Source organism: Tabrizicola soli (genome assembly GCF_015999335.1).
Lineage (GTDB): Bacteria > Pseudomonadota > Alphaproteobacteria > Rhodobacterales > Rhodobacteraceae > Tabrizicola > Tabrizicola soli.
This window is the reverse complement of the sequence record NZ_JAEACP010000003.1, coordinates 1-23041: the sequence shown is the minus strand read 5'-3', so window position 1 is coordinate 23041 and position 23041 is coordinate 1. Positions and strand designations below refer to the sequence as shown.

Here is a 23041-nt window from a genome sequence, read left to right as displayed (position 1 = left end):
CATGACCAGCCCCGTTTCGCCCCAGGGCCGGCAGTTCGTCTCGCGTGGCATCGCCCATGTCACGCTGTCCACGCCGGTCGAGCCGATAACCGTATCCTTCGTGCTGATGCGGCAATTCACCATGCTTGCCTTCACCTCGGCCATCGAGCCCCTGCGGGTGGCGAACCAGCTGGCGGGGCAGGTGCTGTTCCGCTGGCATGTCTTCTCCGAGGACGGCCAGCCCATCGCCTGTTCCAACGGGGTGCCGCTTCTGCCCGACGGCCCGCTGCCGCCGCTGGCCGCGCCGGGTTATGTGCTGGTCTGCGGCGGGGTCGAGCCGGATGCCGCCTGTTCGCCGGCGCTGACCGACTGGCTGCGCGCGCAATGGCGGCACGGGCGGATCGTGGGCGGGCTTTGCACCGGGGCCTATGCGCTGGCGCGGGCGGGCATCCTGGACCGCCGCCGCTTTACCCTGCACTGGGAGAACATCCGCAGCTTCTCGGAACTGTTCCCGAAGCTGACCCCCGAATGGCAGGTGTTCTGCGTCGACGACCGTATCGTCACCTGCGCCGGGGGGGTGGCGGCGGCCGATCTGGTGCTGAAGCTGATCGACGACCATTGCGGGCCGGAACTCAGCCAGACCGTGATGAACATGTGCCTGCTGACGCGCCGCCGCGACGAGGGGGACGAGCAGACCACCTCGCTCACCTCGCGCCTGGGCAGCCGCAACCGGCATCTGCTGAAGGCGGTCAACTACATCGAGCAATGCATCGAGGACACCTTCCGCATCGACGATTGCGCCGAGCATGTCGGCGTCTCGCGGCGCCAGATCGAGCGGCTGTTCCAGAAGAACCTTGGCATGACCCCGCTGCAATACCTGAACGGGGTGCGGCTGCAGCACGGGCGGGCGCTGCTGGCCGAGACCGACATGAGCGTGATCGACGTGGCGGTGGCCTGCGGCTACGGCTCCAGCGCGCATTTCTCGAAGAGCTTCCGCAAGAAATTCGGCATCTCGCCGCATAATTTCTCGCATTTCCGCAAGAAGCGCCCGGCCCAGGCCGGGGGGTGAGGGCACCGCCCGCGCGGTGCCCCCGGCGTCTTATTCCCCGCGCGAGGTGACGGCGCGCAGGATCGCCTCCATCGACAGCATGCCCACCGGGCGGCCCGAGGCCGGGTCGCGCACCGCAAGGCTGGTGGCGGCGTTCTCGACCATCAGGCGGCCGGCTTCCTCGAGCGTGGTGGTGCCGTCGACGCCGATCGCGGGGGCCGCGCCCTCGGGCAGGGCGGTCATCGCGGCATCGGCCCGGATCACCCGGCCACGGTTCACCTCGCGCACGAAGCTTTCGATATAGGGATCGGCCGGGCGCAGGACGATGTCCTGGCTGGTGCCCTGCTGGATGATCTCGCCATCGCGCAGGATCGCGATCGCGTCGCCCAGCCGCAGCGCCTCGTCCAGGTCGTGGGTGATGAAGACGATGGTCTTGCGGATCTCCTTCTGCAGATCCAGGAGCACGGTCTGCATGTCCACCCGGATCAGCGGGTCGAGGGCCGAGAAGGCCTCGTCCATCAGCAGGATCGGCGCGTCGTTGGTCAGGGCGCGGGCGAGGCCGACGCGCTGCTGCATCCCGCCCGAAAGCTGGTTGGGATATTTCGACTCGAAGCCCTTCAGGCCCACCCGCTCGATCCAGCGCATCGCCGCCTCGACCCGCCTGGCGCGCGGGACGTTCTGGATCTCCAGCCCGTAGCAGACGTTCTCCAGCACGGTGCGGTTCGGCAGGAGGGCGAACTTCTGGAACACCATCGCGGTCTTGTGGCGGCGGAATTCGCGCAGGGCGTCGGGCGACATGGTCACCACATTCTCGCCGCCGACCAGAACCTCGCCCGCGGTGGGGTCGATCAGCCGGTTGATGTGCCGGATCAGCGTCGATTTTCCCGAGCCGGAGAGGCCCATGATCACCTGGATCCGGCCCGCCGGCATCGAGATGTTGATGTTGTTCAGGCCCAGCACATGGTGGTGCTTGTCGTTCAGCTCGGTCTTCGTCATCCCGTCGCGGACTGCCGCCATCAGCGCGGCGGCATTCGGCCCGAAGATCTTGTAAAGGTTGCGGATCTCGATCCCGATCGGCTCAGCCATGGATGACCTCGTTGTGCTTCTGGAGGCGTTTGCCAAAGGCCTGGCTTACCCGGTCGAAGATGATTGCGATGCCGACGATGGCGAAACCGTTGAACACACCAAGGGTGAAATACTGGTTCGAGATCGCGCGCAGCACCGGCTGGCCCAGCCCCTGCACCCCGATCATCGAGGCGATGACCACCATGGCCAGCGCCATCATGATCGTCTGGTTGATCCCGGCCATGATCGTCGGCAGGGCAAGCGGCAGCTGCACGTTCTTCAGCTTCTGCCAGTTCGACGAGCCGAAGGCGTCGGCGGCTTCCAGCATCTCGCGGTCGACGAGGCGGATGCCCAGGTTGGTCAGGCGGATCACCGGCGGCATGGCATAGATCACCACGGCGATCAGCCCCGGCACCTTGCCGATGCCCAGAAGCATGACCACGGGGATCAGGTAGACGAAGCTGGGCATCGTCTGCATCACGTCGAGGATCGGGTTGATCACCGACTGCAGCCGGTTCCAGCGCGCCATGGCGATGCCGATCGGGATGCCGATCACGATCGAGATGAAGGTCGAGACGAAGATCATCGCGATGGTCTTCATCGTGTCTTCCCACATGCCGAAATAGCCGATCAGCAGCATGGTCACCACCGTCGCCAGCACGACCTTGCGGCTGCGGCTGCCCGCCCAGGCGATGCCCACGATCAGCGCGAAGATCACGATCCAGGGCGTGTTCACCAGGAACCGCTCGGCATGAACCATGAAGATGCGCAAGGGCTCGAACATGGATTCGAAGGCGTCGCCATAGCTGCGGGTGAAGCCGCGGAAGGCTTCGTCGATGACCTTCTTCAGGTCGCGCAGGCGGGTGTCATCCATCTGCGGAAATGTCGTCAACCAATCCATGGGAGGGGTCCGTGTCTCGTGCTATCTTCCCTGTGGGGAAGAACAAGGGGGCGATATGCGGACATATCGCCCCCGGCGTCAGTCGGGCGCTCAGAGCGCGGCCTTGACCTTCTCGGCCACTTCCGGCGAGACCCATTCCATCCAGAGCGACTCGTTCTCCTTCAGGAAGTGCTTGGCGCCATCCTCGCCGGTCGCCTGGTTGTCGGTCATCCAGGACATCACGCCGTTGACGGTCGCGTTGGTCCAGGAGCGCTTGTTCAGGTAGTCCATCACCTCGGCCGGGGCGCTGTCGGCGAAGGATTTGGCGACGATGGTCTGCACCGTGTCCTTGGGCCAGTCGTTCTTCTTCGGCTCGGCACATTCGGCGTTCGAGGTGCAGGACTTCCATTCGTCCATGTCCAGCGGCACGCCATGTTCCAGCTTGACCATCTCGTACTTGCCCAGAAGCGCGGTCGGGGCCCAGTAGTAGCCGACCCAGCCTTCCTGACGCTCGTAGGCGCGGGCGATCGAGCCGTCGAGGCCCGCGGCCGAGCCGGTGTCGACCAGGGTGAAGCCCGCGGCCTCGGCACCGAAGGCCTTGTAGAGCTGCGCCGTCACGACCGTGCCGCCCCAGCCCTGCGGGCCGTTGTGCACCGCGCCCTTGGTCGAATCCTCGGGATCGGGGAACAGTTCGGGATGGGCCAGCGCATCGTCGATGGTCTTGATCTCGGGGTTGGCGTCCACGATGTATTTCGGCACCCACCAGCCCTGGACCGCGCCGTCCGACAGGATGGTCGCCGCGCCGACGATCTTGCCTTCGGACAGGCCGGATTGCACCACTTCCGGGATCAGATCGATCCAGCCTTCGGGCGCAAGCTGCGGCTCGCCCTTCTCGACCATCGAGGTGATGGTGGGAACGGTGTCGCCCTGGATGATCTCGGCGTTGCAGCCGAAGCCGTTGTTCAGGATGAACTGGTCCACGGCAGCGGCCAGTTCGGCGCTTTGCCAGTTCATGCTGGCGATCGACAGGTCGCCGCATTCCTGCGCCGAAGCCAGGCCGGCAAGCCCGACAAGGGCGGTGGTGGCAAGCGAAAGTTTCTTGAGCGTGGTTTTCATCGAAGTCTCCCTGCGAGTGACCCGGCCCGTCGAAGGCCGGTCATTGCATGTCCGCCGTGCGGTCCGTGCATGACGAGCAATGAACGAACCTTACGCCACGATGCGAGGAAAAGCGACCTTTCGAAGCACAGGACGACATGGCCCGGTGGGGTAGGGGCGGGGCTTTGCCGGCAGGGCCTGGCCGCCGCAGGACCGTGGTGCCTGCGCGGTGAAAGAGGGGCAAACGGGCTGGAATCGGGCGGTCCCGCCCCCCGAAAGGGACGGGTCGCGGATCAGGCGCGACGTTCGGCCGTGGCGTGGGTGAGGCAGGATCCGGCCTCGTACCAGGCGGCAAGCAGGGCCGGGGCCGTCTCGTCGTGCCGGGGAACCGGGGCCAGCGGCAACGGGCTTTCCGAGCCGGCAAGAAGGGCGCGCGCGGTCAGGGTCCCGAACAGGGTGCCGGGACCGATTCCGCGCCCGGAGTAGCCGAAACAGGCATAGGCGTCGGGACCGAGGGCGAGGATCTTCGGAACATGGTCGCTGGTCATGGCGATCCTTCCGGTCCAGCCGTAGGGCAGGGCGGTTCCGCGCAGCTGCGGGTAGAGCGCGGCCAGCTTGCGCCGCGCCCAGGCGGCATGGACCCGCGCGCCGGGGCCCTCGCCGTTGCCGATGCCGCCGATGATCAGCCGCCCCGCCCGGTCCAGCCGGACCGAGGACATCACCATCGCCGTATCCCAGCAGCCCTCGCGCCCCGGCAGGATCCTCTCCAGCAGGGCGGGCGGCAGCGGATCGGTCGCATACTGGCAATAGTGGACCGGCACGAACCGGGGCCGGAACAGGGGGCCGAAGCCGAGATGATAGGCATTGGTCGCCACCAGAAGCCGCCTGGCCCGGACCAGATGGCCGCGACAGGACACGGCCCAGTGGTCGCCCGCACGCGCGACCGCCTGCACCGGGCTTTGCCCATGTAGCCCGGCCCCCGCCGCCGCGGCGGCCCGGGCGAGGCCGCGGGCATAGGCGAGCGGCTGGATCGTGCCCGCGCGCGGGTCGAGAAGCGCGCCGTGAAAGGCGTGCGAGCCGGTGCGCCGCGCCGTCTCGGCCGCGTCGAGGAGTTCCAGCGGCGCCCCGATGGCGCGGCCCTGGCGGTGGCGTTCGCTGAGGTCGGCGAGGCCCTTCGGCGAATGGGCGAGGTGCAGCGTGCCGTTGCGCGTGGCCTCGCAGTCGATGCTCTCCCGCGCGATCAGGTCGAAGACGCGGGCGGGGGCCTCGGAGAGGATTGCAAGCAGCCTGCCGCCCGCCGCCGCGCCCATCTGCGCCTTGACGGTCTCGGGCGGCAGCCAGAGGCCCGCGTTCACCAGCCCGACATTGCGCCCCGAGCCGCCATGCCCGATGGTCTCGGCCTCGAGCAGGCAGACGCTTGCGCCTTCGCGGGCGGCTTCCAGGGCGGCGGCGCAGCCGGTGAAGCCGCCGCCGATCACGACGAGATCGACCGTGACGTCGGCGTCCAGCGGCGGGGTCGTGACGCTTTCGGCGGCGCTGGCCCGCCAGAGGTTCGGATCAGAGATCAAAGCGCACCCCTTGCGCCAGCGGCAGCCTGGTCGAGTAGTTCACCGTCGAGGTCTGCCGCCGCATGTAGCCCTTCCACGCGTCCGAGCCGCTTTCGCGCCCGCCGCCGGTCTCCTTCTCGCCGCCGAAGGCCCCGCCGATCTCGGCCCCCGAGGGGCCGATGTTGACGTTGGCGATGCCGCAGTCCGATCCTGCGGCGGAGAGGAAGGTCTCGGCCTCGCGCAGGTTCAGGGTGAAGATGCAGGAGGACAGGCCCTGCGGCACCTCGTTCTGCAGGGCGATGGCCTCGTCGAACTGGTCGTAGGACAGGACGTAGAGGATCGGCGCGAAGGTTTCCTCGCGGACGGTTTCGGTCTGTGCGGGCATCTCGACCAGTGCGGGGGTGACATAGGCGCCGCCGGCGGGGACGCCTTCGGTGACCGCCGCGCCGCCATGCACCACGCCGCCCTCCGCCCTTGCGCGGTCGAGCTGCGCCAGCATCCGGTCGCGCGAGGCCATGTCGACCAGCGGGCCGATCAGCGTGCCTTCCGCGCGCGGGTCGCCGATGGGCAGGCTGGCATAGGCCTTGGTCAGCCGGGCCACGAGGTCCTCGCGGATGGAGCGGTGGACGATCAGGCGGCGCAGCGAGGTGCAGCGTTGCCCGGCGGTGCCGACCGCGCCGAAGACGATGGCGCGCACCGCCATGTCGAGGTCGGCCGAGGGCGCCACGATCATGGCGTTGTTGCCGCCGAGTTCAAGGATCGGGCGGCCCCAGCGTGCCGAAACCTTGGGGCCGACGATGCCGCCCATCCGGCTCGAGCCGGTGGCCGAGAGGATCGGAACGTCGCGGCTTTCGACCAGTGCGGCGCCGACCTCGGGCCCGCCGACGACCAGCTGGCACAGGCCCTCGGGCGCGTCGCCGAAGCGGGCCAGGGCGCGCTCCATGATCCGCATGGTGGCCATGGCGGTCAGCGGGGTCTTTTCGGACGGCTTCCAGATCACCGGATTGCCGCAGACCAGCGCCAGCGCCGCGTTCCAGGACCAGACGGCGACGGGGAAGTTGAAGGCCGAGATCACGCCGACCGGCCCCATCGGATGCCAGGTCTCGGCCATGCGGTGACCGGGGCGTTCCGAGGCGATGGTCAGGCCGTAAAGCTGCCGCGACAGGCCGACGGCGAAGTCGCAGATGTCGATCATCTCCTGCACCTCGCCCAGGCCCTCGGAGGTGATCTTGCCGACCTCCAGCGTCACCAGCGCGCCGAGTTCCGCCTTGGAGGCGCGCAACTCCTCGCCCAGCAGGCGGACCAGCTCGCCCCGGCGCGGGGCGGGGACGCTGCGCCATTCGGCGAAGGCGGCCCTGGCATGGGCGATCACGGCGGGCATGTCGGCGGCGGCGGTTTGTGCGACGCGGGCAAGTTCCGCCCCGTCGATGGGCGAGCGCACGGCCAGTGTGCCGCCGGTCAGGTCGGATTGCGTCAGGCCGGCGGCGGAAAGGATGGGGGAATGGGTCATCTGATGGCTCCTTGTTGGGTGACCTGGCCGCGCTGTTCGCTCATGCCCATCGCAACGAGGAGGGGCTGGTCGGCCTGGGTCTTCTGGAAATCGGTCTTGCTGGCCATGCCGCGCCAGCGCGCCAGGATCAGCGATTGCGCCACCGCGCCGCCCAAAGTGGTGCCTGGGCCGGTGACGATGAAGAGGTCGGGGGCGAATTCCTGCGCGGCGGTGCGGATGGCGGCGGTGAAGTCGTAGGTCTCGGTCACCTGATGGCCGAGGGTATAGTCACGCAGGCTGGCCCTGTCGGTGGCGCCGGGCCACCAGACGGCGCCCCGGCCGTCGATCAGCGGCAGGTCGGGCTGGGCGAACAGCTCCGCAGGCAGCGCGGCGCGGCCCTGTGCGGCGACGGGGGCCTGCAGGGCGGTGTGGAAGGCGGCGTGGTTGCCGAGACGCATCGGGAAGCGGCCCTGAACGGGATCGACCGAGGATTCGAACGCCTTCAGCCCGGCCTCGTTCCCGGCCAGGACCAGAAGGCCGCCCAGGTCGATGGAGAGGGCGAGCGCATGGTCGCGGCGGGCGGCGATGTCGGCGACCAGCGCCAGAAGCGCGGCCTTGCGCACCGGGCGGGGGATCCAGTCCTCGTCCATCCAGGGATAGACGGTCTGGCCGCCGATCAGCGCGGCCTGCATCAGGCTGCCCATCGTGTTGGCGATGGTGAATCCGGCCTCGGCCGTCACCGCCCCGGCGCAGGCCAGCGCGGAATACCAGCCCATCGAATTGCCGGTGACGGCGACCACGTCGACGCCCTCCCGGTCGAGGGACAGGAAATCGCCCAGGGTCGCGGCATAGATCAGCCCGCTGGCATTGTCGCCGCGCGAATGGCGCGCAAGATTGAAGCGGTCGGCGCCGTCGAGTGCGGCAAGGCTCTCCTGCCCGGCGGCAGTGCGCACCGCATCGAAGCGGGCGAGGAGGGCCGCGTCGGGGAAGTGGCGACCGAGATAGCCGAGTTCGGCCGCGTTGTAGGTGCCCCGGCCGGGGCAGATCACGACGGCGGTCCTGCGAGTCATTTCGCACCTCCGGTCAGGGCGATTGCGGCGGCGATGATCTGCTCTTTCGAGGGCATGGTCGCGGCATAGGCCGGGCCGGTGGCGATGAAGCTGTCCTCGGCCGTCAGGCGAGCGAGGGGGATGCCGGGCGCGGCTTCGTGGAAATGCGCCATGAGGCCTTCGGCCACGCCGCCGGTGTGGCGGGTCTCATCCACGACCAGGATGTGCCCGCAGCCCGCGACGGCGGCGGTCAGCGCCTCTTTCGGCAGCGGCGAGAGCCAGCGGGTGTCGATGATGCGGGTCCTGATCCCCGCCGCCTCCAGCGCGGGCCGGGCCTGATGCGACAGGTAGCAGCCATTGCCGAAGGTGACGATGGCAAGGTCGGCGCCCTGGCCGTCGATGCCGACTTCGCCCAGGCGGATCGTCTGCGACGGATCGGGATAGCGTCGCATCCAGCCGCCGTCCTTGTCGGCCAGAAGGTCGCGCATCGGATAGAGCGCGATCGGCTCGACGAAGACCACCACCCGCTGCTCCTCGCGCGCGAGGCGCACGCATTCGCGCAGCATCATCGCGGCATCGGCCCCGTTCGAGGGCACAGCCAGGATCACGCCGGGAATGTCGCGCAGGACGGCCAGCGAGTTGTCGTTGTGGAAATGCCCGCCGAATCCCTTCTGGTAGCCGAGGCCCGCGATGCGGATCACCATCGGGTTGGTGAACTGGCCGTTCGAGAAGAAGGAGAGCGTCGCGGCCTCGCCCCGGATCTGGTCCTCGGCATTGTGGACATAGGCGAGGAACTGGATCTCGGGCATCGGCACAAAGCCGTTCTGCGCCATGCCGATGGCGAGGCCGAGGATGGATTGCTCATCCAGGAGCGTGTCGATCATCCGGTCCGGGCCGAAGCGGGCCGTCAGCTTCTGCGTGACGCCATAGACCCCGCCCTTGCGGCCCACATCCTCGCCCATCATCACGATCTCGGGGTGGGCGAGCATCAGGTCGGTGAGCGCCCAGTTGATCAGGCGCGACATGATCTGCGGCTCGTCCATCGCCTTGAGGTCGCTGCCGAAGGCCTGCTCGCGCGCCTGTGCGCCGGGGCCGTTCGTCGGCCGGCAATCGCGGTGCGGCGGGATGATCGAGGCCATGACCTCGGGCGCGGTCCTCAGGCGGGGGCGCGTCACCGCCTCGGCCGCCACGCGGGCCACCCGCGCGCCGGTCTCGGTATAGATCGCCAGCGCCTGCTCGGGCGTCAGTGCCCCGGCCCGGTCCAGCAGGCGCACCGAGTGCAGGAGCGGATCGTTCGCCTCCTCGGCCTCCACCTCCTCACGCGGGAGGTAGGTGGTGGGCATGTCGGCCCCGGCATGGCCGTAAAGCCGGATGGTGCGGACATGCAGGAAAGCGGGTTTCTTCCGGCTGCGGACATACTCCGCCGCTTCAAGCGCGGTGGCATAGGTGTCGTAGATGTCCAGCCCGTCGCAGGCGAAATACTTGAGGCCGGGGCGGTTTGCGAAGGTGGCGGCGATCCAGCCGGTCGGGGTCTTGGTGGAAATGCCGATGCCGTTGTCCTCGCAACAGAACAGGAGTGGCAGGGGCACCGACTGGTAGCTGGTCCATTGCGCCGCGTTGAAGGCGCCCTGCGCGGTGGAGTGGTTGGCCGAGGCGTCGCCGAAGCTGCAATAGGCGATGGCGTCGTCGGGCAGGATCGCGTGTTCGGGGCGGTGACGGCGGGCGGCGCCGATGGAATAGGCGGCACCGACGGCCTTGGGCAGGTGGCTGGCGATGGTCGAGGTCTGCGGCGGGATCATCAGCGGCCGGCTGCCAAGCACCTTGTGCCGCCCGCCCGAAATCGGATCCTCCACCGACGAGGCGAAGGACAGCAGCATGTCGCGGGTCATGGTCTGGCCCGGCACCTGCCCGGCCCGCGCGATCTGGAAGGCCGCGTCGCGGTAGTGGAGGAAGGCGATGTCGGTGGGGCGCAGCGCGGCGGCGACGGCGGCCAGCCCCTCATGCCCTGACGATCCGATGGTATAGAACCCCTGTCCCGCCCGCTGCATCGCCCGGCTTTGCCGGTCGAGCGCGCGGCTGAGGCAGCCGGAGCGGTAGAGCGATACGGCAAGCGTGGGCGACAGGGGGCCCTCCGGCTCACGTCCCGGCGGCAGGTCGCGGGCGGCGACGCGGCGCAGGAAGTTCTCGTGGACGAGTTCGCAGCGGTCCATCAGCGGGCCCCCACGGCGGATGCGATGCGCGACAGGCCCTTGGCAAGGTCGGCGTCGGAATAGGCGAAGGACAGGCGCAGGTGGCCGGAGAGGCCGAAGGCACGGCCCGGAACCAGCGCGACGCCGTGGTCCAGCAGCAGCCAGCGGCAGAACTCGGCATCCGTGGCATGGCCCGTGGCCGCCATCGCGCCGGTGATGCGCGGAAAGCCGTAGAAGGCCCCGTCGGGCGAGGGGCAGTCGATTCCCGGCACCGCCTGCAGGGCCGCGACCACCCGGTCACGCCGTGCGCGAAGCTCCTCTCGGCGGGTTGCCAGCCCGGCCTGGTCGCCGGTCAGCGCCGCCAGCGCCGCCGCCTGGGCGATGGAACAGGCCCCCGAGGTGACCTGCCCCTGCACCGCCGCCATCGCCTTGACCAGGGCCGCCGGCCCGATGCCCCAGCCGATGCGCCAGCCGGTCATCGACCAGGCCTTCGAGACTCCGTTCACCGTCAACGTCCGGTCCCGGAGCCCCGGCGCGGCGTCGGTGAAGCGGGTGAAGGGCCGGAAGTTCAGCTCGGCATAGATCTCGTCGGTCAGGATCCAGACGCCGGGGTGGCGCTCCAGCACCTCGGCCAGCGCGCGCAATTCGGCGGCGGAATAGATCGCGCCGGTCGGATTCGAGGGCGAGTTCAGCATCAGCCAGCGCGTGCGCGGCGTGATTGCTTCCTCCAGCGCCGAAGGGGAGAGCCTGAACCCCGCCTCCATCCCGCAGGGCACCACCACCGGCCGGCCGCCCGCCATGCTGACGATATCGGCATAGCTGGTCCAGAACGGCGCGGGCATCACCACCTCGTCGCCCGGATCCAGCGTCGCCAGCATCGCATTGGCGATGACCTGCTTGGCGCCGGTCGAGACGATGACATCGGCCACCGCCACGCCGGCCCCGGCGGCGATCGCGGCGCGCAGGGCGGGGGTGCCGATGGTCGCGGTATAGCGGGTCTGGCCGGCAAGCGCCGCCCGGTGCGCGGCTTCGATCACATGCGGCGGCGTGGGGAAATCCGGCTCTCCGGTCGAGAGCGACACGACATCGCGCCCCTTGGCCTGCAGCGCGGCGGCCTGTTCCGAGATCTGGACGATTTCCGAAATCTCCAGCCTGCTGATCCGCTCTGCCCGGTGGAAACTGGCCGCCTGCGTCATGTCTTCCCGCATCCCTTCAAGGTTCGTCCGCCATTCTAGCTGGCCCCCGCCGCGAAAATGAGCGACTTGTGATCCAGCATGCTGGAGAAAAACTCACATGATCGCCCCGCGCCGCTTCCTGCCCTCGATCAGCTCGCTTCTTGCGCTGGAGGCGGTGGACCGGCTGGGCAGCGCCACGGCCGCCGCCGACGAGCTGGCGCTGACCCATTCCGCCGTCAGCCGTCAGCTGAAGGCGCTGCAGGACCAGATCGGCGTGACGCTGCTGCGACGCGAGGGCAAGGGGCTGGCGCTGACCCCGGCGGGGATCGACTATGCCGCCTCGATCCGCGACTATCTGCAGGACCTTGCAAGGGCGAGCCTGAAGATCCGCGCGGCCGGTGAGCGGACCAGCCTGAACATCGCGGTCCTGCCCGCCTTCGGGACGCATTGGCTCTTGCCCCGGCTGCGCGACTTTGCCGAGGAGAACCCGGACACGATCATCAACCTCGGCACCCGGCTCTCGCCCTTCGACTTCACGCGCGAGCCGTTCGACGCGGCGATCCATTTCGGCAATGCCGACTGGCCCGGCGCGCATCATCTGGAGCTGGCACGCGAAAGCGTGATCCCGGCCTGCGCGCCCGGTCTGGTGCCGCTGGGGGCGCTGGCGCCGCGAATGCTGCAGTCCCTGCCGCTGCTGCATCTGGAAAGCCGCCCGGGTGCCTGGGAGGACTGGTTCGCCCGCCATGGCTGCCCGGCCGACCATCTGCGCGGGATGCTGTTCGACCAGTTCGCCCAGATGGCCGAGGCCGCGGCGCTGGGCTTCGGCGTGGCGCTCCTGCCGCGCTTCCTGGCCGAGGCCGAGTTCCGCGCCGGGCGGCTGCGTCCGGCGGTCGAGGGGTTCACCGAGGTGGACGGGGCCTATCACATCGTCTGGCCAAGGCTCTGGAACCCGAGCCGCCCCTTGCAGAAACTGTTGAAATGGCTGCAAGGCGGCGCGGCGGCCTGAGCCCGTCCGCGCCGCCCGGCTGCAGGCTTTCGCCGAAGGCGGGCGGATCACCGGCTTCCGCCGGACCGCGCGGTGCCACATCCTGCCGCCGGGCGGGGCGGCGGGGTGACCCGCGCGGTCAGACGCCGACGTCGGGGCCGGGGCAGGCAAGCGGGCCTGCCGCCGGGGTGACCGATTGCGCCGGGGTGTCGCGGTCGGCGGTCAGGGGCCGGGCCCATACCGCCTCGCCCTCGCGCCAGAAGTGCCAGCAATGCTCGCCCGGCAGGTCGCGGTAGACGAAGCAGACCGCGCCCGCCTTCGGATACCAGCGGCCGCTGCGGCAGGGGCCGCCGGTATCGGCATCCATGACCTCGCGGCCGGGAAGATAGGCCTCGCTGCCCCGGATCATGCCGTCCAGGCTGTAATCCAGCGTCCGGCCGGTGGCCCAGGTCTCGAATTCCTCGGGGGACATCGGGGTCTGGGCGCCGGCGGCGCCGGCGATCAGGACCAGGGGCAGGACCCGCCGCATCTCATGCACCCACGTCGGGGCCGGGACAGGGCAGCGGGGTCCGGTCACGCCTGGTCTCGTGCAACTCGGCCCCCGGCGCATCGGCGATCGAGAGCGCGACCAGCCGTCCGTCGCGCAGCCAGAAGCTCCAGCACGAGGGGTCGGGGTCGTATTCGTAGACGAAGCAGATGTAATCGCCCTCGGGATACCAGCTGCCATACTGGCACTGGTTCGGCGCCACGCTCCAGCGGACCTTGCGGCCGGGCAGATATTCCTCGATCCCGAAGACGGTTCCGTACTGCCGGTAGGTCAGGGTATGGCCGGTGACATGCGCCTCGAACCCCTCGGGCGTCAGCGGGGGTTCGGCCAGGGCCGGGGTGGCAAGGACCAGCGCCAGCAGGAGGGCACGCATCAGACCCCCACGTCGGGACCGGCGCAGGGCAGGGGGCCCGCGTCGCGTGAGGACTCCAGGATCTCCCAGCCGCCGCCTTCGCCCATGTAGCGGCCGCGGATCTTGCCGTCTTCCAGGAAATACAGCCAGCAGGCCGGGGTCGGGTCGGTCTCGTAGTCGAAGCAGATCTCGTCGCCCTTCTGGTACCAGACGCCGTAGATGCACAGATCGCCCTCGAAGGCCCAGCGGACGCGGCGGCCTTCCAGATATTCCTCGGTGCCGAACAGGCCGTCGCCATAGTCGTAGGTGATCGTGCTGTCGCGCGTGGCCGCGTCGAATTCGGGCCCGGTCAGCGGCGTCTCGGCCAGCGCGGGTGTGGCGATCAGGATCAGGGCGGCGAAGAGGCGCGGCATCGGAGGCTCCGTCAGGTTCGCGGCCAGACTGCCAGAGCCGGGCGGCGATGGCCAGTCAAGCGCCCGTGTCTTGCGCCGGACTGGCGGCCTGCCACCGCGCGAGATGGGGGCGAATCAACCGCCGCCAGCGCCGGGGGGCCAGGGCCAGCGCGCAGGCCACGGGCAGGGGCCAGGGCAGGCGGGGGGCCTCGTCCTCGGGCGGCAGTCGCAGCGCGGGAAAGGGGCGGAGCGGATGGGCATGGTGGTCGGAATGGCGCGGGGCGTTCAGCATCATCGCCGAGGTGAACCAGTGCGCCGTGTTCCAGCTGTGCCGCAGGCCCACCGGCTCCAGCCGCCCGTCGGGCAGGCGGGCGCGGGTCAGCCCGTAATGCTGGACATAGTCGGACAGCAGGATCTGGGATTGCGCATGCAGGGCAAGGCCAAGCCAGACCAGAAGCCCCGGCAGGCCCGCGATCGCAAGGGCCAGCACCAGCGCGGCAAGGCTGCCCGTGACATACAGGAAATAGGGATGCAGGCCCAGGCGGCTGCCGCGACGGCGCAGCTCGCTCTCGGCGCGCAGGCCCTGGACGAAGCTGCCCGCCCAGGCGCGCGGGGCAAAGCGGTAGAACCCCTCGCCCGCGCGGGCGCTGTTCGGGTCCTCGTCGCTGGCGACATGGCGGTGGTGGACCAGCCGGTGCGCGCTGGCGTGCTGGCCGAACAGAAGCGCCACATAGACCGCAGCCCCCAGCCGGAAAAGCTCGCGCCGCGGGCGGTGGATCAGCTCATGCGCGGCGGGATGGGCGACCTGGCCCAGCCAGAAGCCCGCGGCGAGGAACAGGATCACCCGCTCCCAGGCGCCAAGCGGGCCGGGGCCGGCGATGGCCCAGGTCGCAAGCGGCAGCACGCCCAGGGCGCCGACGCCCACCGTCACCAGAAGGATGTCGGCGGCGGGAAACTCGGCCCCTTCGGCCGCGCCCGAGGTGAGCGGGACCAGCTGGTCGAGAAGGATGGTCAGGACCGCCATGTAGAGGAAGGCCGCCCAGAGCCAGACGCCGCCCAGCCCCGCGCCAAGGAGCAGGAGCGGCAGGGGCAGGAGGGTGGCAAGCGCGAAGCCGGCCAGGGGCAGGGGTTTGGGCGACGGGGTCATTGCCGGAGCGGCCTTCAAGGGATTGGGGCGGATGGTTGGAGGTTTTGCCGTCCCATGCAACTGCCATAGTGTCGCTGGCGGGGCGTATCGCCGATGCCTCCGATGCCTTGGCCTTCCCATGCGCGGCCAAAGCGACTAGGTGGGAACAGGAATAGCAGGGGCCGCCGATGTCGTTCTTCAAGAAGCTCAAGGACCGGATGTTCCGGTCGTCCGACAAGATCGGCGAGGGTCTCGAGGCGCTGGTGACCGAGGGCGAGGCGCCCGCTTCCCCCACTCCCGAGCCGGAGGCCGGAAAGCCCGGCATCCTCGGCCGTCTCCTCGGTCGCGCCGACGAGCCGCGCCGGGTGCTGGACGACGCGATGCTGGAAAGCCTGGAGGAACTGCTGATCCAGGCCGACATGGGCGTGGACACCGCCGTCAGGGTGACCGCGAACATCGCCGAGGGCCGCTTCGGCCGCCGCGTCTCGACCGGGGAGCTGCGCGAGGCGCTTGCGGCCGAGGTGGCGCGGATCATGGGCCCCGTGGCGCGGCCGATGCCGCTTTACCCGACGAAGCCGCAGGTCGTGCTGGTGGTGGGGGTGAACGGCTCGGGCAAGACCACGACGATCGGCAAGCTGGCCAGCCAGTTCAAGGCGGCGGGCAAGAAGGTGGTGATCGCCGCCGGCGACACCTTCCGCGCGGCCGCCGTGGACCAGCTGAAGATCTGGGGCGAGCGGGCCGGAGTGCCCGTCCTGACCGCGCCGGAAGGATCGGACCCGGCCAGCCTTGCCTTCGACGCGCTGACGCAGGCCCGGGCGGATGGCGCGGACCTCTTGATGATCGACACCGCCGGGCGGTTGCAGAACCGGGCCGACCTGATGGAGGAACTGGCCAAGATCGTCCGGGTGATCCGCAAGGTCGATCCCACCGCGCCGCACAACACGCTGCTGGTGCTGGATGCGACCACGGGGCAGAACGCGGTGACCCAGGTCGAGATCTTCCGCAGGATCGCCGATGTCTCGGGGCTGGTGATGACCAAGCTGGACGGCACCGCCAAGGGCGGCGTGCTGGTGGCGCTGGCCGACAGCTTCGGCCTGCCGATCCATGCCATCGGCGTGGGAGAGCAGATCGACGATCTCGCCCCCTTCGACCCCGAGGATTTCGCCCGCGCGCTGGTCGGGACGGCGGAATGATCCGCCCGGCGCCGCTGGCGAAAGCTTGAAGCCGCCAGGCTTGTGCCGCTGCTGCAACGGGGTGTATTGGGCGCGGTCACTGCCCATCTCTCCTTCGGCCGGCGCGGGATCTCGATCGGCTGTGCCGCCTTGATCCGCTGGCGGATTCCGGGCGAGAAGGTGACGGGCGGTCGCGGCGGGGGCCGTGGGGATGAAGGGGCTGAGGATGGCTGAACGGAAGATCAACCCGGTGCTGAAGCAGGTCCTGGAACTGGGGCCGACGCTGGTGTTCTTCGCGATCTACATGTGGATCAAGGATGAGTCGTATGCCATCGCGGGCACCGAATATTCGGGCTTCATTGTGGCAGCGGTGGTGCTGGTGCCGCTGCTTCTCGCCTCGATCGCGGCACTGTGGTGGCTGACCGGGACGCTGTCGCGGATGCAGATCTTCGTCGCCTTCATGGTCGTCTTCTTCGGCGGGCTGACCGCCTGGTTCAACGACGAGAGCTTCTTCAAGATGAAGACGACGATCGTCTACGGCACCTTCGCGCTGATCCTGGGCGCGGGGCTCATGCGCGGGACCAGCCTGCTGCAATGGGTGATGGCCGAGGCTTTGCCCATGAAACCAGAGGGTTGGATGATCCTCACCCGCCGCCTGGCGCTGATGTTCGCGGCCCTCGCCATCGCGAACGAGGCGATCTGGCGCACGCAGTCGACGGAACTCTGGGTCAAGCTCGAGACCTTCGGGATGCCGGTTGCGCTGTTCCTGTTCCTGATGGCGAACTTCGCCATGCTGCAAACGCACATGGACGAGCCGCCCGAGGACAAGCCCTGAGCGGTTGCACCTTAATGCCGCGCGGCGGTCCGGTTCCTGCCCCAGACCTGCCTTGATGCACCGATAGACAGGGGGCGAACTTCAGGGGGGTTCGCCATGCACCGTCATCCGTTCGACCTCGTCCGTCTGTTCCTGAGCTTGTTTCAGGATCTGCCGCCGCTGTCGCGCGCGCTTTTCCTTCCCGGCGCGGTGCTGCTTCTGGGATACCCGGCCCTCTCGGTGGTGCTTGGCCCCGAGCATGAGGGGCAGGCCTTCGTCACCGCCTTCATCGCGGCGCTGGCGGTGCGGGTCGGCCTGGGGTTCGAGGGCATGGTCCGCCGGATGCTGACGCGGTATTCCCCGATGCGGACGGTGCTTTTCGCGCTGGCCTTCGCCGGGCTGCCGATCCTGGTCCTTGCGGCGGTGGACGATCCGGTCTGGTGCCAGCGGATGCAGAGCGTCTTCTATGTGGCGATCGGGATCCTTTTCCTGGTGGATGTCGTGCAGGGTAAGACCGCGACCGCCGCCAGCTTCTGGCCGGATGCCGAGATGCGCGGCCACCTGCCGAACCTGACCCGCATGATGGTGGTCTACAACTTCGTCTTCCTGCTTCTGAACGAGACGATGATCCGCGCCGTCGAAGTCTCGCACTGGCTTCTGTTCTGGGCGGTGCTGCCCGTGATCGGCCAGATGGTCCTGCGCGCCATGGTGCTGACCGTGATCAACCTGGACGATGACGCCCGCCCGGTCTGAACCTCAGCCGGTCACCCGGCAGGCCGACTTCTTCACGTCAAGGCAGCGGCGCAGCGCCGTCAGCACCCCCGAGCGCGAGTTCGACAGCGGCAGGAAGCCCAGCCCCGACAGGCTGCGGGCATAGGCCCGCGACAGGGTCGGATCCAGGTCGAGCGCGGCGGAGTAGTTCGCCCAGGCATCCTCCAGCCGTCCCATGCCGACGTCGATCTGCGCCAGCGTGTCGTGATAGGACGCCTCCATCGGCCTGCCCCCGGCATTCTGGCGCAGGGCCTGGGTGACCTGGTCGGCCTCCTCCAGCCTGCCCTCGTCCAGAAGCGCGCGGCCCTTCACGTCCAGCGCCGCCAGGCTGTGCGGATAGCGCGCCAGAAGCGCGTCGGCCTCGGCCGTGACGGTGGCGGCAGGGGCATACCGCGCCAGCGACAGCAGCCGGCGCGACAGGATGTCCTCCTCGATTTCGGGCAGGGGATCGGGGACCACGCCGGGGCGCAGCGCCTCGTCGGCCACGGCGACGACCTCCTCATGCCGGCCGAGGGCGGCCAGCGCGGCCAGCTTGTTGCGCCAGGCGTTCTGGTAGCCGGGATAAAGCGCGATCGCCCGGTCGAAATACCCCAGCGCCTCCTCCGCCCGGCCGAGGTCGATCAGGCAGCGGCCCTTGATCTCGTTGGCATAGGCGAAATCGGCGTCGATCCGCAGCGCCTCGTCGGCATCCGCATCGCACCGCCCGCCGCGGCGAAACTGCCACCAGACCTCGGCCCGGTTGGCCCAGGCGTCGGCGCTGTCCTCGACCGCCAGCGCGGCGGAGTAATGCGCCAGCGCATCGGCCGGCTCGCCCCGGTCATAGGCCAGGTTGCCCAGCTCGATCCAGATCCAGCCATTCTCGGGCATGAAGCCGAGCGCATCCTTCAGCACCACCTCGGCCTCGTCGAAGCGGGTCAGCAGGCGCAGCGCCTCGCCCTTGAAGGCCAGCGCTATCGCGGCAGCCTCTGCATCCGAAGCCATGGCGAAGGCCTGGTCGCAAGCCAGGATCCGTGCCTCGTGATCCTGGCTGCGGTCCTCGCAGCCTTGCGCAAGGGCGGGCAGGGCGGGGACAAGCGTGGCAAGGAGGAAAAGCAAGGAACGCATGGAAACCTGCGGCTGGGGCAGGAGAAGCGTCCTTTACCCGCCGGGGAAAATCAAGGGCCGCAAGATCCGGGCGACGGGTTGACCCTTCGCGCCGGCAGGCGTATTCAGGCCCCCGTGGCGCTTTGTTACCGGATTGCGGGCCACGTTAAACAAGCCGCTAAAGAGGTGAAGGGGATCGCCCCGGCACCTTTGGGTTTGCCGGGGCTTTTTCTTGGCCGGGGGGCCTTGCGCGATGACGAAGGACTGGAAGACCCGCACGCAACTGGTGCACGAGGGCACGCGCCGCAGCCAGTACGGCGAGATGGCCGAGGCGATCTTCCTGACCCAGGGCTTCGTCTACCCCACCGCCGAAGCCGCCGAGGCGCGTTTCGTCAAGGCCGGCGAGGACGAGTTCATCTATGCCCGCTACGGCAACCCCACGACGCGGATGTTCGAGGAGCGCATCGCGGCGCTCGAGGGGACCGAGGACGCCTTTGCCACCGCCAGCGGCATGGCGGCGGTCTCGGGCGCGCTGACCTCCTGCCTCAGGGCGGGGGATCATGTGGTCGCGGCGCGGGCGCTGTTCGGCTCCTGCCTCTATGTGCTGGAAGAGGTGCTGCAGCGGTTCGGGGTCAGGGTCACCTTCGTGGACGGGGCGGATCTGGACCAGTGGCGCAAGGCGGTGGTGCCGGGCACCAAGGCGGTGTTCTTCGAGTCGATGTCTAACCCGACGCTGGAACTGGTGGACATCCGGTCGGTCAGCGAGATCGCCCATGCCGCGGGCGCCATCGTGATCTGCGACAACGTCTTCGCCACCCCGATCTTCTCCCGCGCGGTCGAGCAGGGGGCGGACGTGATCGTCTATTCCACCACCAAGCACGTCGATGGCCAGGGCCGGGCGCTTGGCGGCGTGGTCTGCGGCACGCGCGAGTTCATCCGCAAGGTGCTGGAGCCCTACATGAAGCACACCGGCGGCAGCATGAGCCCCTTCACCGCCTGGATGCATCTCAACGGCATGGCGACGCTGGATCTGCGCTGCCGGGCGATGGCCGATGCCGCGCTGCAGGTGGCCGGGGCGCTGGAGGCGCATCCCAAGGTGACGAAGGTGGTCTATCCGGGCCTGCCCGGCCATCCGCAGCACGCTTTGGCCATGGCGCAGATGGGGTCGGGCGGCACGCTCGTCACCTTCGAGGTCGCGGGCGGCAAGGATGCGGCCTTCCGCTTCATGGATGCGCTGGAGATCGTGAAGATCTCGAACAACCTTGGCGACGCCCGCACCATCGCCACCCATCCGGCGACGACGACGCACCAGCGCCTGCCGCAAGAGCAGAAGGACGCGCTGGGGATCACGCCGGGCCTGATCCGCCTGTCGCTGGGGCTGGAGGACGCGGGGGACCTGGTCGCTGACCTCACCCGGGCGCTTTCGGTGGCGTGAGCGTCGCAAAGAGCGCTTGTGTCCCGCCGCAAAATGCCTATCTGATGGACATCTGCCCCGGACCAGGGTGATCCGGCGGCGGGGCTCCTGCGTAAATCAATCCGGAAATTGACGGTGGGCCAGGTCCCGCCTGAACCGAAAGGACCACCCGATGAACATCCATACCCCCGAATTCGACCGCAAGCCCTCACGCGAGGAGGCCGAGGCCGCGCTGGCCCTGCTGCGGCAATGGGCGGGCAAGTCCTCGGATGACGAGATCGCGCGGCTGGATGCCTCGGTCGGCTGCCTCTTGCCGGGGCAGGGCTATCCGGCGCTGTCGCGCGCCTATCCCGACAGCTTCCGCCCCGATGACGACTACCGCGCCGCGATGCCCGACCTGCAGAACGGCCCGGCCAGCCTGATCCGGGGGGCCAAGGCGCGCATCCAGCATGTCGGAATCTCGAATTTCCGCCTGCCGATCCGTTTCGCCACCCGCGACGGCGGCGCGTTGGTGCTGGAAACCAGCGTGACCGGCACCGTGAGCCTCGAGGCCGAGAAGAAGGGCATCAACATGAGCCGCATCATGCGGTCCTTCTATGCCCATGCCGAAAAGGAATTCTCCTTCGGCGTGATCGAGGCGGCGCTGGACGACTACATGCGCGACCTCGGCTCGTTCGACGCGCGGATCCAGATGCGGGCCTCCTTTCCGATGCGGATGGAGTCGCTGCGCTCGGGCCTGTCGGGCTGGCAATATTACGACATCGCGCTGGAACTGGTCGAGGTGGCGGGGGTCCGCAAGCGGATCGTGCACCTGGACTATGTCTACAGTTCGACCTGCCCCTGCTCTCTGGAGCTGTCGGAACATGCGCGGTCGATGCGCGGGCAGCTGGCGACGCCACATTCCCAGCGCTCGGTCGCGCGGCTTTCGGTCGAGCTGAAAGGCGAGATCTGGATCGAGGATCTGGTGGAACTGGCGCGCAACGCCGTCGTCACCGAGACCCAGGTCATGGTCAAGCGCGAGGACGAGCAGGCCTTCGCCGAGCTGAACGCCGCCAACCCGATCTTCGTCGAGGATGCGGCGCGGCTGTTCTGCGAGGAGCTGCGGGCCGATCCGCGGATCGGCGACTTCCGGGTGGTCGCCAGCCACCAGGAGAGCCTGCACAGCCACGACGCCATCAGCCTTCTGACCGAGGGCGCGACCTTCGCGGCCGAAAGCCTTGACCCGCGCCTGTTCCAGGGGCTGATCCACGCCGGTTGACGGCAGGGGCGGGGCCGCGTAGCCATGCCGGACCATGGTTGACCTCCGCCCCGTCGCCTATGTCATCGGCCGCATCCTGATCGTGCTCGCGATCCTGATGCTCGCTCCGGCCATCATCGACTGGCGCGCGGGGCTGGAGAACGGCATCGCCTTCCTGCAATCGGCCGCGCTGACCGGCGTCGTCGGCGGCGCCCTGACGCTGGCCACCGGCAACGCCCTGGGCCGGGCCATGGATACGCGGCAGGCCTATCTTCTGACGGCGGCGATCTGGGCGCTGGTCCCGTTCTTCGCGGCCTTGCCCTTCTGGATCGGTGCGCCGGGGCTGTCGCTGAACAACGCCTATTTCGAAGCGGTCTCGGGAATCACCACCACCGGCTCGACCGTGATCTTCGGGTTGGACGAGCTGCCCGCCGGGATGAACCTGTGGCGGGGGATGCTGAACTGGCTGGGCGGCCTGGGAATCGCCTTCATCGCGATGATCTTCCTGCCGCTGATGCGCGTCGGGGGAATGCAGTTCTTCCGGACCGAGGGCTTCGACACCTTCGGCAAGGCCCTGCCGCGCGCCACCGACATCGCCCGGCAGCTTCTCTTTGTCTACACGCTCCTGACGATGGCCTGCATCGCGACCTATTCCGCAATCGGGATGGCGGCGCTTGACGCAGTGATCGCGGGCTTTGCGACGATCGCCACCGGAGGCTTCACGCCGACCGACACCTCCTTCAACAAGTTCGGCCCCGCGGCCGAATATTTCGGCGCGTTGTACATGATCCTCGGCAGCCTGCCCTACATCCGCTATGTCCAGCTGGTGAACGGCCAGGCCCTGCCACTTTGGCAGGACAGCCAGGCCAGGGCCTACCTGCGCTGGCTGGCCTATGCCGTGCTCTCGGTCACCGCCTGGCGCGTCTGGACCACGGGCGATGCGCTGGAGCCGACCTTCCGCCAGGCGCTGTTCAACCTGACCTCGATCGTGTCCTCGACCGGGTTCTTCTCGGGCAGCTTCCCGACCTGGGGCGGCTTCATGCTGGTCGTGGCCTTCGTGGTCGGCGTTGTCGGGGCCTGCTCCGGTTCGTCTGCGGCGGGGCTTTCAGTGTTCCGGGTGCAGCTGGTGATCGCTGTCCTTCGGCGCGAGATCCGGCGGATCGGCAATCCCTCCAGCGTGGACCCGATCCGCTACGCCGGCCGCCCGGTCGGGGAGGACGTGCTGGACGCGCTGATCCTGTTCGTCTCGGGCTATATCCTGATCCTGGGGCTGATGAGCGTGTTGATGTCACTGCTGGGCGTCGATACCATCTCGGCGATCTTCGCGGTCTGGACCTCGATCGGCAATATCGGCTACGGCTTCGGCCCCCTGGTGGAACGGACCGGCACCTTCATCGACTTCCCCCCGGCCGGGATCGCGATCATGTCGCTGTGTATGATCCTGGGCCGGCTGGGCCTGCTGGCGATCCTGGTGATGGTGCTGCCCAGCTTCTGGCGCCGCTAGCTGTGAGTTCTTACGAGGTCGTTCACCTTTGAGAGGGGAGGCGTTCGGTTGAGTGCGGAGTGTGGTCTTGATCGGTTGAACCAGTCAAGCCAGCGCGGCAGATCGGCGTTTCTCGCGTCGGATGTGGG

Annotated in this window: 22 protein-coding genes and 1 riboswitch; of the genes, 8 read left to right on the top strand and 14 right to left on the bottom strand. The window is 68.8% G+C overall.

The annotated features are described in order from the left end of the window. Nucleotide 1 precedes the first annotated feature (1 nt). Nucleotides 2-1048: a GlxA family transcriptional regulator gene (locus I7S92_RS03305; RefSeq protein WP_197642058.1), complete on the top strand. Its 1047-nt coding sequence runs from the start codon at nucleotides 2-4 to the stop codon at nucleotides 1046-1048. A gap of 30 nt (nucleotides 1049-1078) precedes the next feature. Here the strand turns inward: I7S92_RS03305 and I7S92_RS03300 are convergent, their stop codons facing one another. The 8 genes from I7S92_RS03300 to I7S92_RS03265 form a co-directional block, all read right to left on the bottom strand. Continuing rightward, nucleotides 1079-2113, bottom strand: a complete 1035-nt coding sequence (locus tag I7S92_RS03300) for a quaternary amine ABC transporter ATP-binding protein (protein ID WP_197642057.1) — start codon at nucleotides 2111-2113, stop codon at nucleotides 1079-1081. Next, nucleotides 2106-2993 carry an ABC transporter permease gene (locus tag I7S92_RS03295; RefSeq protein ID WP_197642056.1) on the bottom strand — a complete coding sequence of 296 codons (888 nt, stop codon included), beginning with the start codon at nucleotides 2991-2993 and terminating at the stop codon, nucleotides 2106-2108. Before I7S92_RS03295 ends, I7S92_RS03300 begins: the two co-directional genes overlap by 8 nt. 90 nt (nucleotides 2994-3083) lie before the next feature. After that, on the bottom strand, nucleotides 3084-4088 hold the full coding sequence (locus I7S92_RS03290; RefSeq protein ID WP_197642055.1) for an ABC transporter substrate-binding protein: 1005 nt from the start codon (nucleotides 4086-4088) through the stop codon (nucleotides 3084-3086). A 272-nt stretch (nucleotides 4089-4360) separates the two neighbouring features. After that, on the bottom strand, nucleotides 4361-5635 hold the full coding sequence (locus I7S92_RS03285; protein WP_197642054.1) for an NAD(P)/FAD-dependent oxidoreductase: 1275 nt from the start codon (nucleotides 5633-5635) through the stop codon (nucleotides 4361-4363). Continuing rightward, nucleotides 5625-7124 (bottom strand): L-piperidine-6-carboxylate dehydrogenase, encoded by a 1500-nt coding sequence (gene amaB, locus I7S92_RS03280; protein ID WP_197642053.1) that lies wholly within the window; start codon nucleotides 7122-7124, stop codon nucleotides 5625-5627. Before amaB ends, I7S92_RS03285 begins: the two co-directional genes overlap by 11 nt. Further along, nucleotides 7121-8173: an ACP S-malonyltransferase gene (locus tag I7S92_RS03275; protein ID WP_197642052.1), complete on the bottom strand. Its 1053-nt coding sequence runs from the start codon at nucleotides 8171-8173 to the stop codon at nucleotides 7121-7123. The genes amaB and I7S92_RS03275 overlap by 4 nt, the downstream gene beginning before the upstream one ends. After that, nucleotides 8170-10362 carry a dehydrogenase E1 component subunit alpha/beta gene (locus I7S92_RS03270; protein WP_197642051.1) on the bottom strand — a complete coding sequence of 731 codons (2193 nt, stop codon included), beginning with the start codon at nucleotides 10360-10362 and terminating at the stop codon, nucleotides 8170-8172. Before I7S92_RS03270 ends, I7S92_RS03275 begins: the two co-directional genes overlap by 4 nt. Further along, nucleotides 10362-11537: a pyridoxal phosphate-dependent aminotransferase gene (locus I7S92_RS03265; RefSeq protein WP_197642050.1), complete on the bottom strand. Its 1176-nt coding sequence runs from the start codon at nucleotides 11535-11537 to the stop codon at nucleotides 10362-10364. Before I7S92_RS03265 ends, I7S92_RS03270 begins: the two co-directional genes overlap by 1 nt. A 97-nt stretch (nucleotides 11538-11634) precedes the next feature. On the opposite strand from I7S92_RS03265, the gene I7S92_RS03260 reads away from it, so the two are divergent. Further along, a complete protein-coding gene (locus I7S92_RS03260) occupies nucleotides 11635-12522 on the top strand; it encodes a LysR family transcriptional regulator (RefSeq protein ID WP_197642049.1) in 888 nt (295 codons plus the stop codon). A 118-nt stretch (nucleotides 12523-12640) separates the two neighbouring features. Here I7S92_RS03260 and I7S92_RS03255 read toward each other — a convergent pair whose 3' ends face one another. Genes I7S92_RS03255 through I7S92_RS03240 form a run of 4 tightly spaced genes read right to left on the bottom strand, consistent with a single transcriptional unit; the run spans nucleotide 12641 to nucleotide 14939 of the window. Next, nucleotides 12641-13030 (bottom strand): hypothetical protein, encoded by a 390-nt coding sequence (locus tag I7S92_RS03255; RefSeq protein WP_197642048.1) that lies wholly within the window; start codon nucleotides 13028-13030, stop codon nucleotides 12641-12643. 1 nt (nucleotide 13031) lies between these two features. Beyond that, nucleotides 13032-13421: a hypothetical protein gene (locus I7S92_RS03250; protein WP_197642047.1), complete on the bottom strand. Its 390-nt coding sequence runs from the start codon at nucleotides 13419-13421 to the stop codon at nucleotides 13032-13034. Further along, nucleotides 13421-13813 (bottom strand): hypothetical protein, encoded by a 393-nt coding sequence (locus tag I7S92_RS03245; RefSeq protein WP_197642046.1) that lies wholly within the window; start codon nucleotides 13811-13813, stop codon nucleotides 13421-13423. The genes I7S92_RS03250 and I7S92_RS03245 overlap by 1 nt, the downstream gene beginning before the upstream one ends. Before the next feature lie 55 nt (nucleotides 13814-13868). Further along, nucleotides 13869-14939: an alkane 1-monooxygenase gene (locus tag I7S92_RS03240; RefSeq protein WP_197642045.1), complete on the bottom strand. Its 1071-nt coding sequence runs from the start codon at nucleotides 14937-14939 to the stop codon at nucleotides 13869-13871. A gap of 167 nt (nucleotides 14940-15106) precedes the next feature. Here I7S92_RS03240 and ftsY point away from each other — a divergent pair, with 167 nt between their 5' ends. The 3 genes from ftsY to I7S92_RS03225 all read left to right on the top strand — a co-directional run bounded on the left by ftsY (nucleotide 15107) and on the right by I7S92_RS03225 (nucleotide 17657). Beyond that, complete coding sequence (ftsY, locus tag I7S92_RS03235; protein ID WP_197642044.1) at nucleotides 15107-16111, top strand: signal recognition particle-docking protein FtsY; 1005 nt, start codon at nucleotides 15107-15109, stop codon at nucleotides 16109-16111. Between the two features lie 205 nt (nucleotides 16112-16316). After that, nucleotides 16317-16925, top strand: coding sequence for an inner membrane-spanning protein YciB (locus I7S92_RS03230; RefSeq protein ID WP_197642043.1), 609 nt, complete (start codon nucleotides 16317-16319; stop codon nucleotides 16923-16925). A gap of 96 nt (nucleotides 16926-17021) precedes the next feature. Further along, the gene (locus I7S92_RS03225; protein WP_197642042.1) at nucleotides 17022-17657 is read left to right on the top strand and encodes a hypothetical protein; all 636 of its coding nucleotides are present in this window, start codon (nucleotides 17022-17024) and stop codon (nucleotides 17655-17657) included. 3 nt (nucleotides 17658-17660) lie between these two features. Here the strand turns inward: I7S92_RS03225 and I7S92_RS03220 are convergent, their stop codons facing one another. Beyond that, a complete protein-coding gene (locus I7S92_RS03220) occupies nucleotides 17661-18779 on the bottom strand; it encodes a tetratricopeptide repeat protein (RefSeq protein WP_197642041.1) in 1119 nt (372 codons plus the stop codon). Between the two features lie 104 nt (nucleotides 18780-18883). After that, a riboswitch (SAM riboswitch) is annotated at nucleotides 18884-18961 on the top strand. A 50-nt stretch (nucleotides 18962-19011) separates the two neighbouring features. Between I7S92_RS03220 and metZ the strand changes: the two genes are divergently transcribed. The 3 genes from metZ to I7S92_RS03205 all read left to right on the top strand — a co-directional run bounded on the left by metZ (nucleotide 19012) and on the right by I7S92_RS03205 (nucleotide 22913). Beyond that, nucleotides 19012-20193, top strand: a complete 1182-nt coding sequence (gene metZ, locus I7S92_RS03215) for an O-succinylhomoserine sulfhydrylase (protein ID WP_197642040.1) — start codon at nucleotides 19012-19014, stop codon at nucleotides 20191-20193. A gap of 151 nt (nucleotides 20194-20344) precedes the next feature. Next, the gene (gene folE2 / locus I7S92_RS03210) at nucleotides 20345-21430 is read left to right on the top strand and encodes a GTP cyclohydrolase FolE2 (protein WP_197642039.1); all 1086 of its coding nucleotides are present in this window, start codon (nucleotides 20345-20347) and stop codon (nucleotides 21428-21430) included. 34 nt (nucleotides 21431-21464) lie between these two features. Continuing rightward, complete coding sequence (locus I7S92_RS03205; protein WP_197642038.1) at nucleotides 21465-22913, top strand: TrkH family potassium uptake protein; 1449 nt, start codon at nucleotides 21465-21467, stop codon at nucleotides 22911-22913. Here the strand turns inward: I7S92_RS03205 and I7S92_RS23440 are convergent. Continuing rightward, nucleotides 22910-23041 (bottom strand): integrase core domain-containing protein (locus I7S92_RS23440; RefSeq protein WP_197641424.1); only part of this gene is annotated, 132 nt, incomplete at its 5' end. The two genes, I7S92_RS03205 and I7S92_RS23440, sit on opposite strands and share 4 nt — an antisense overlap.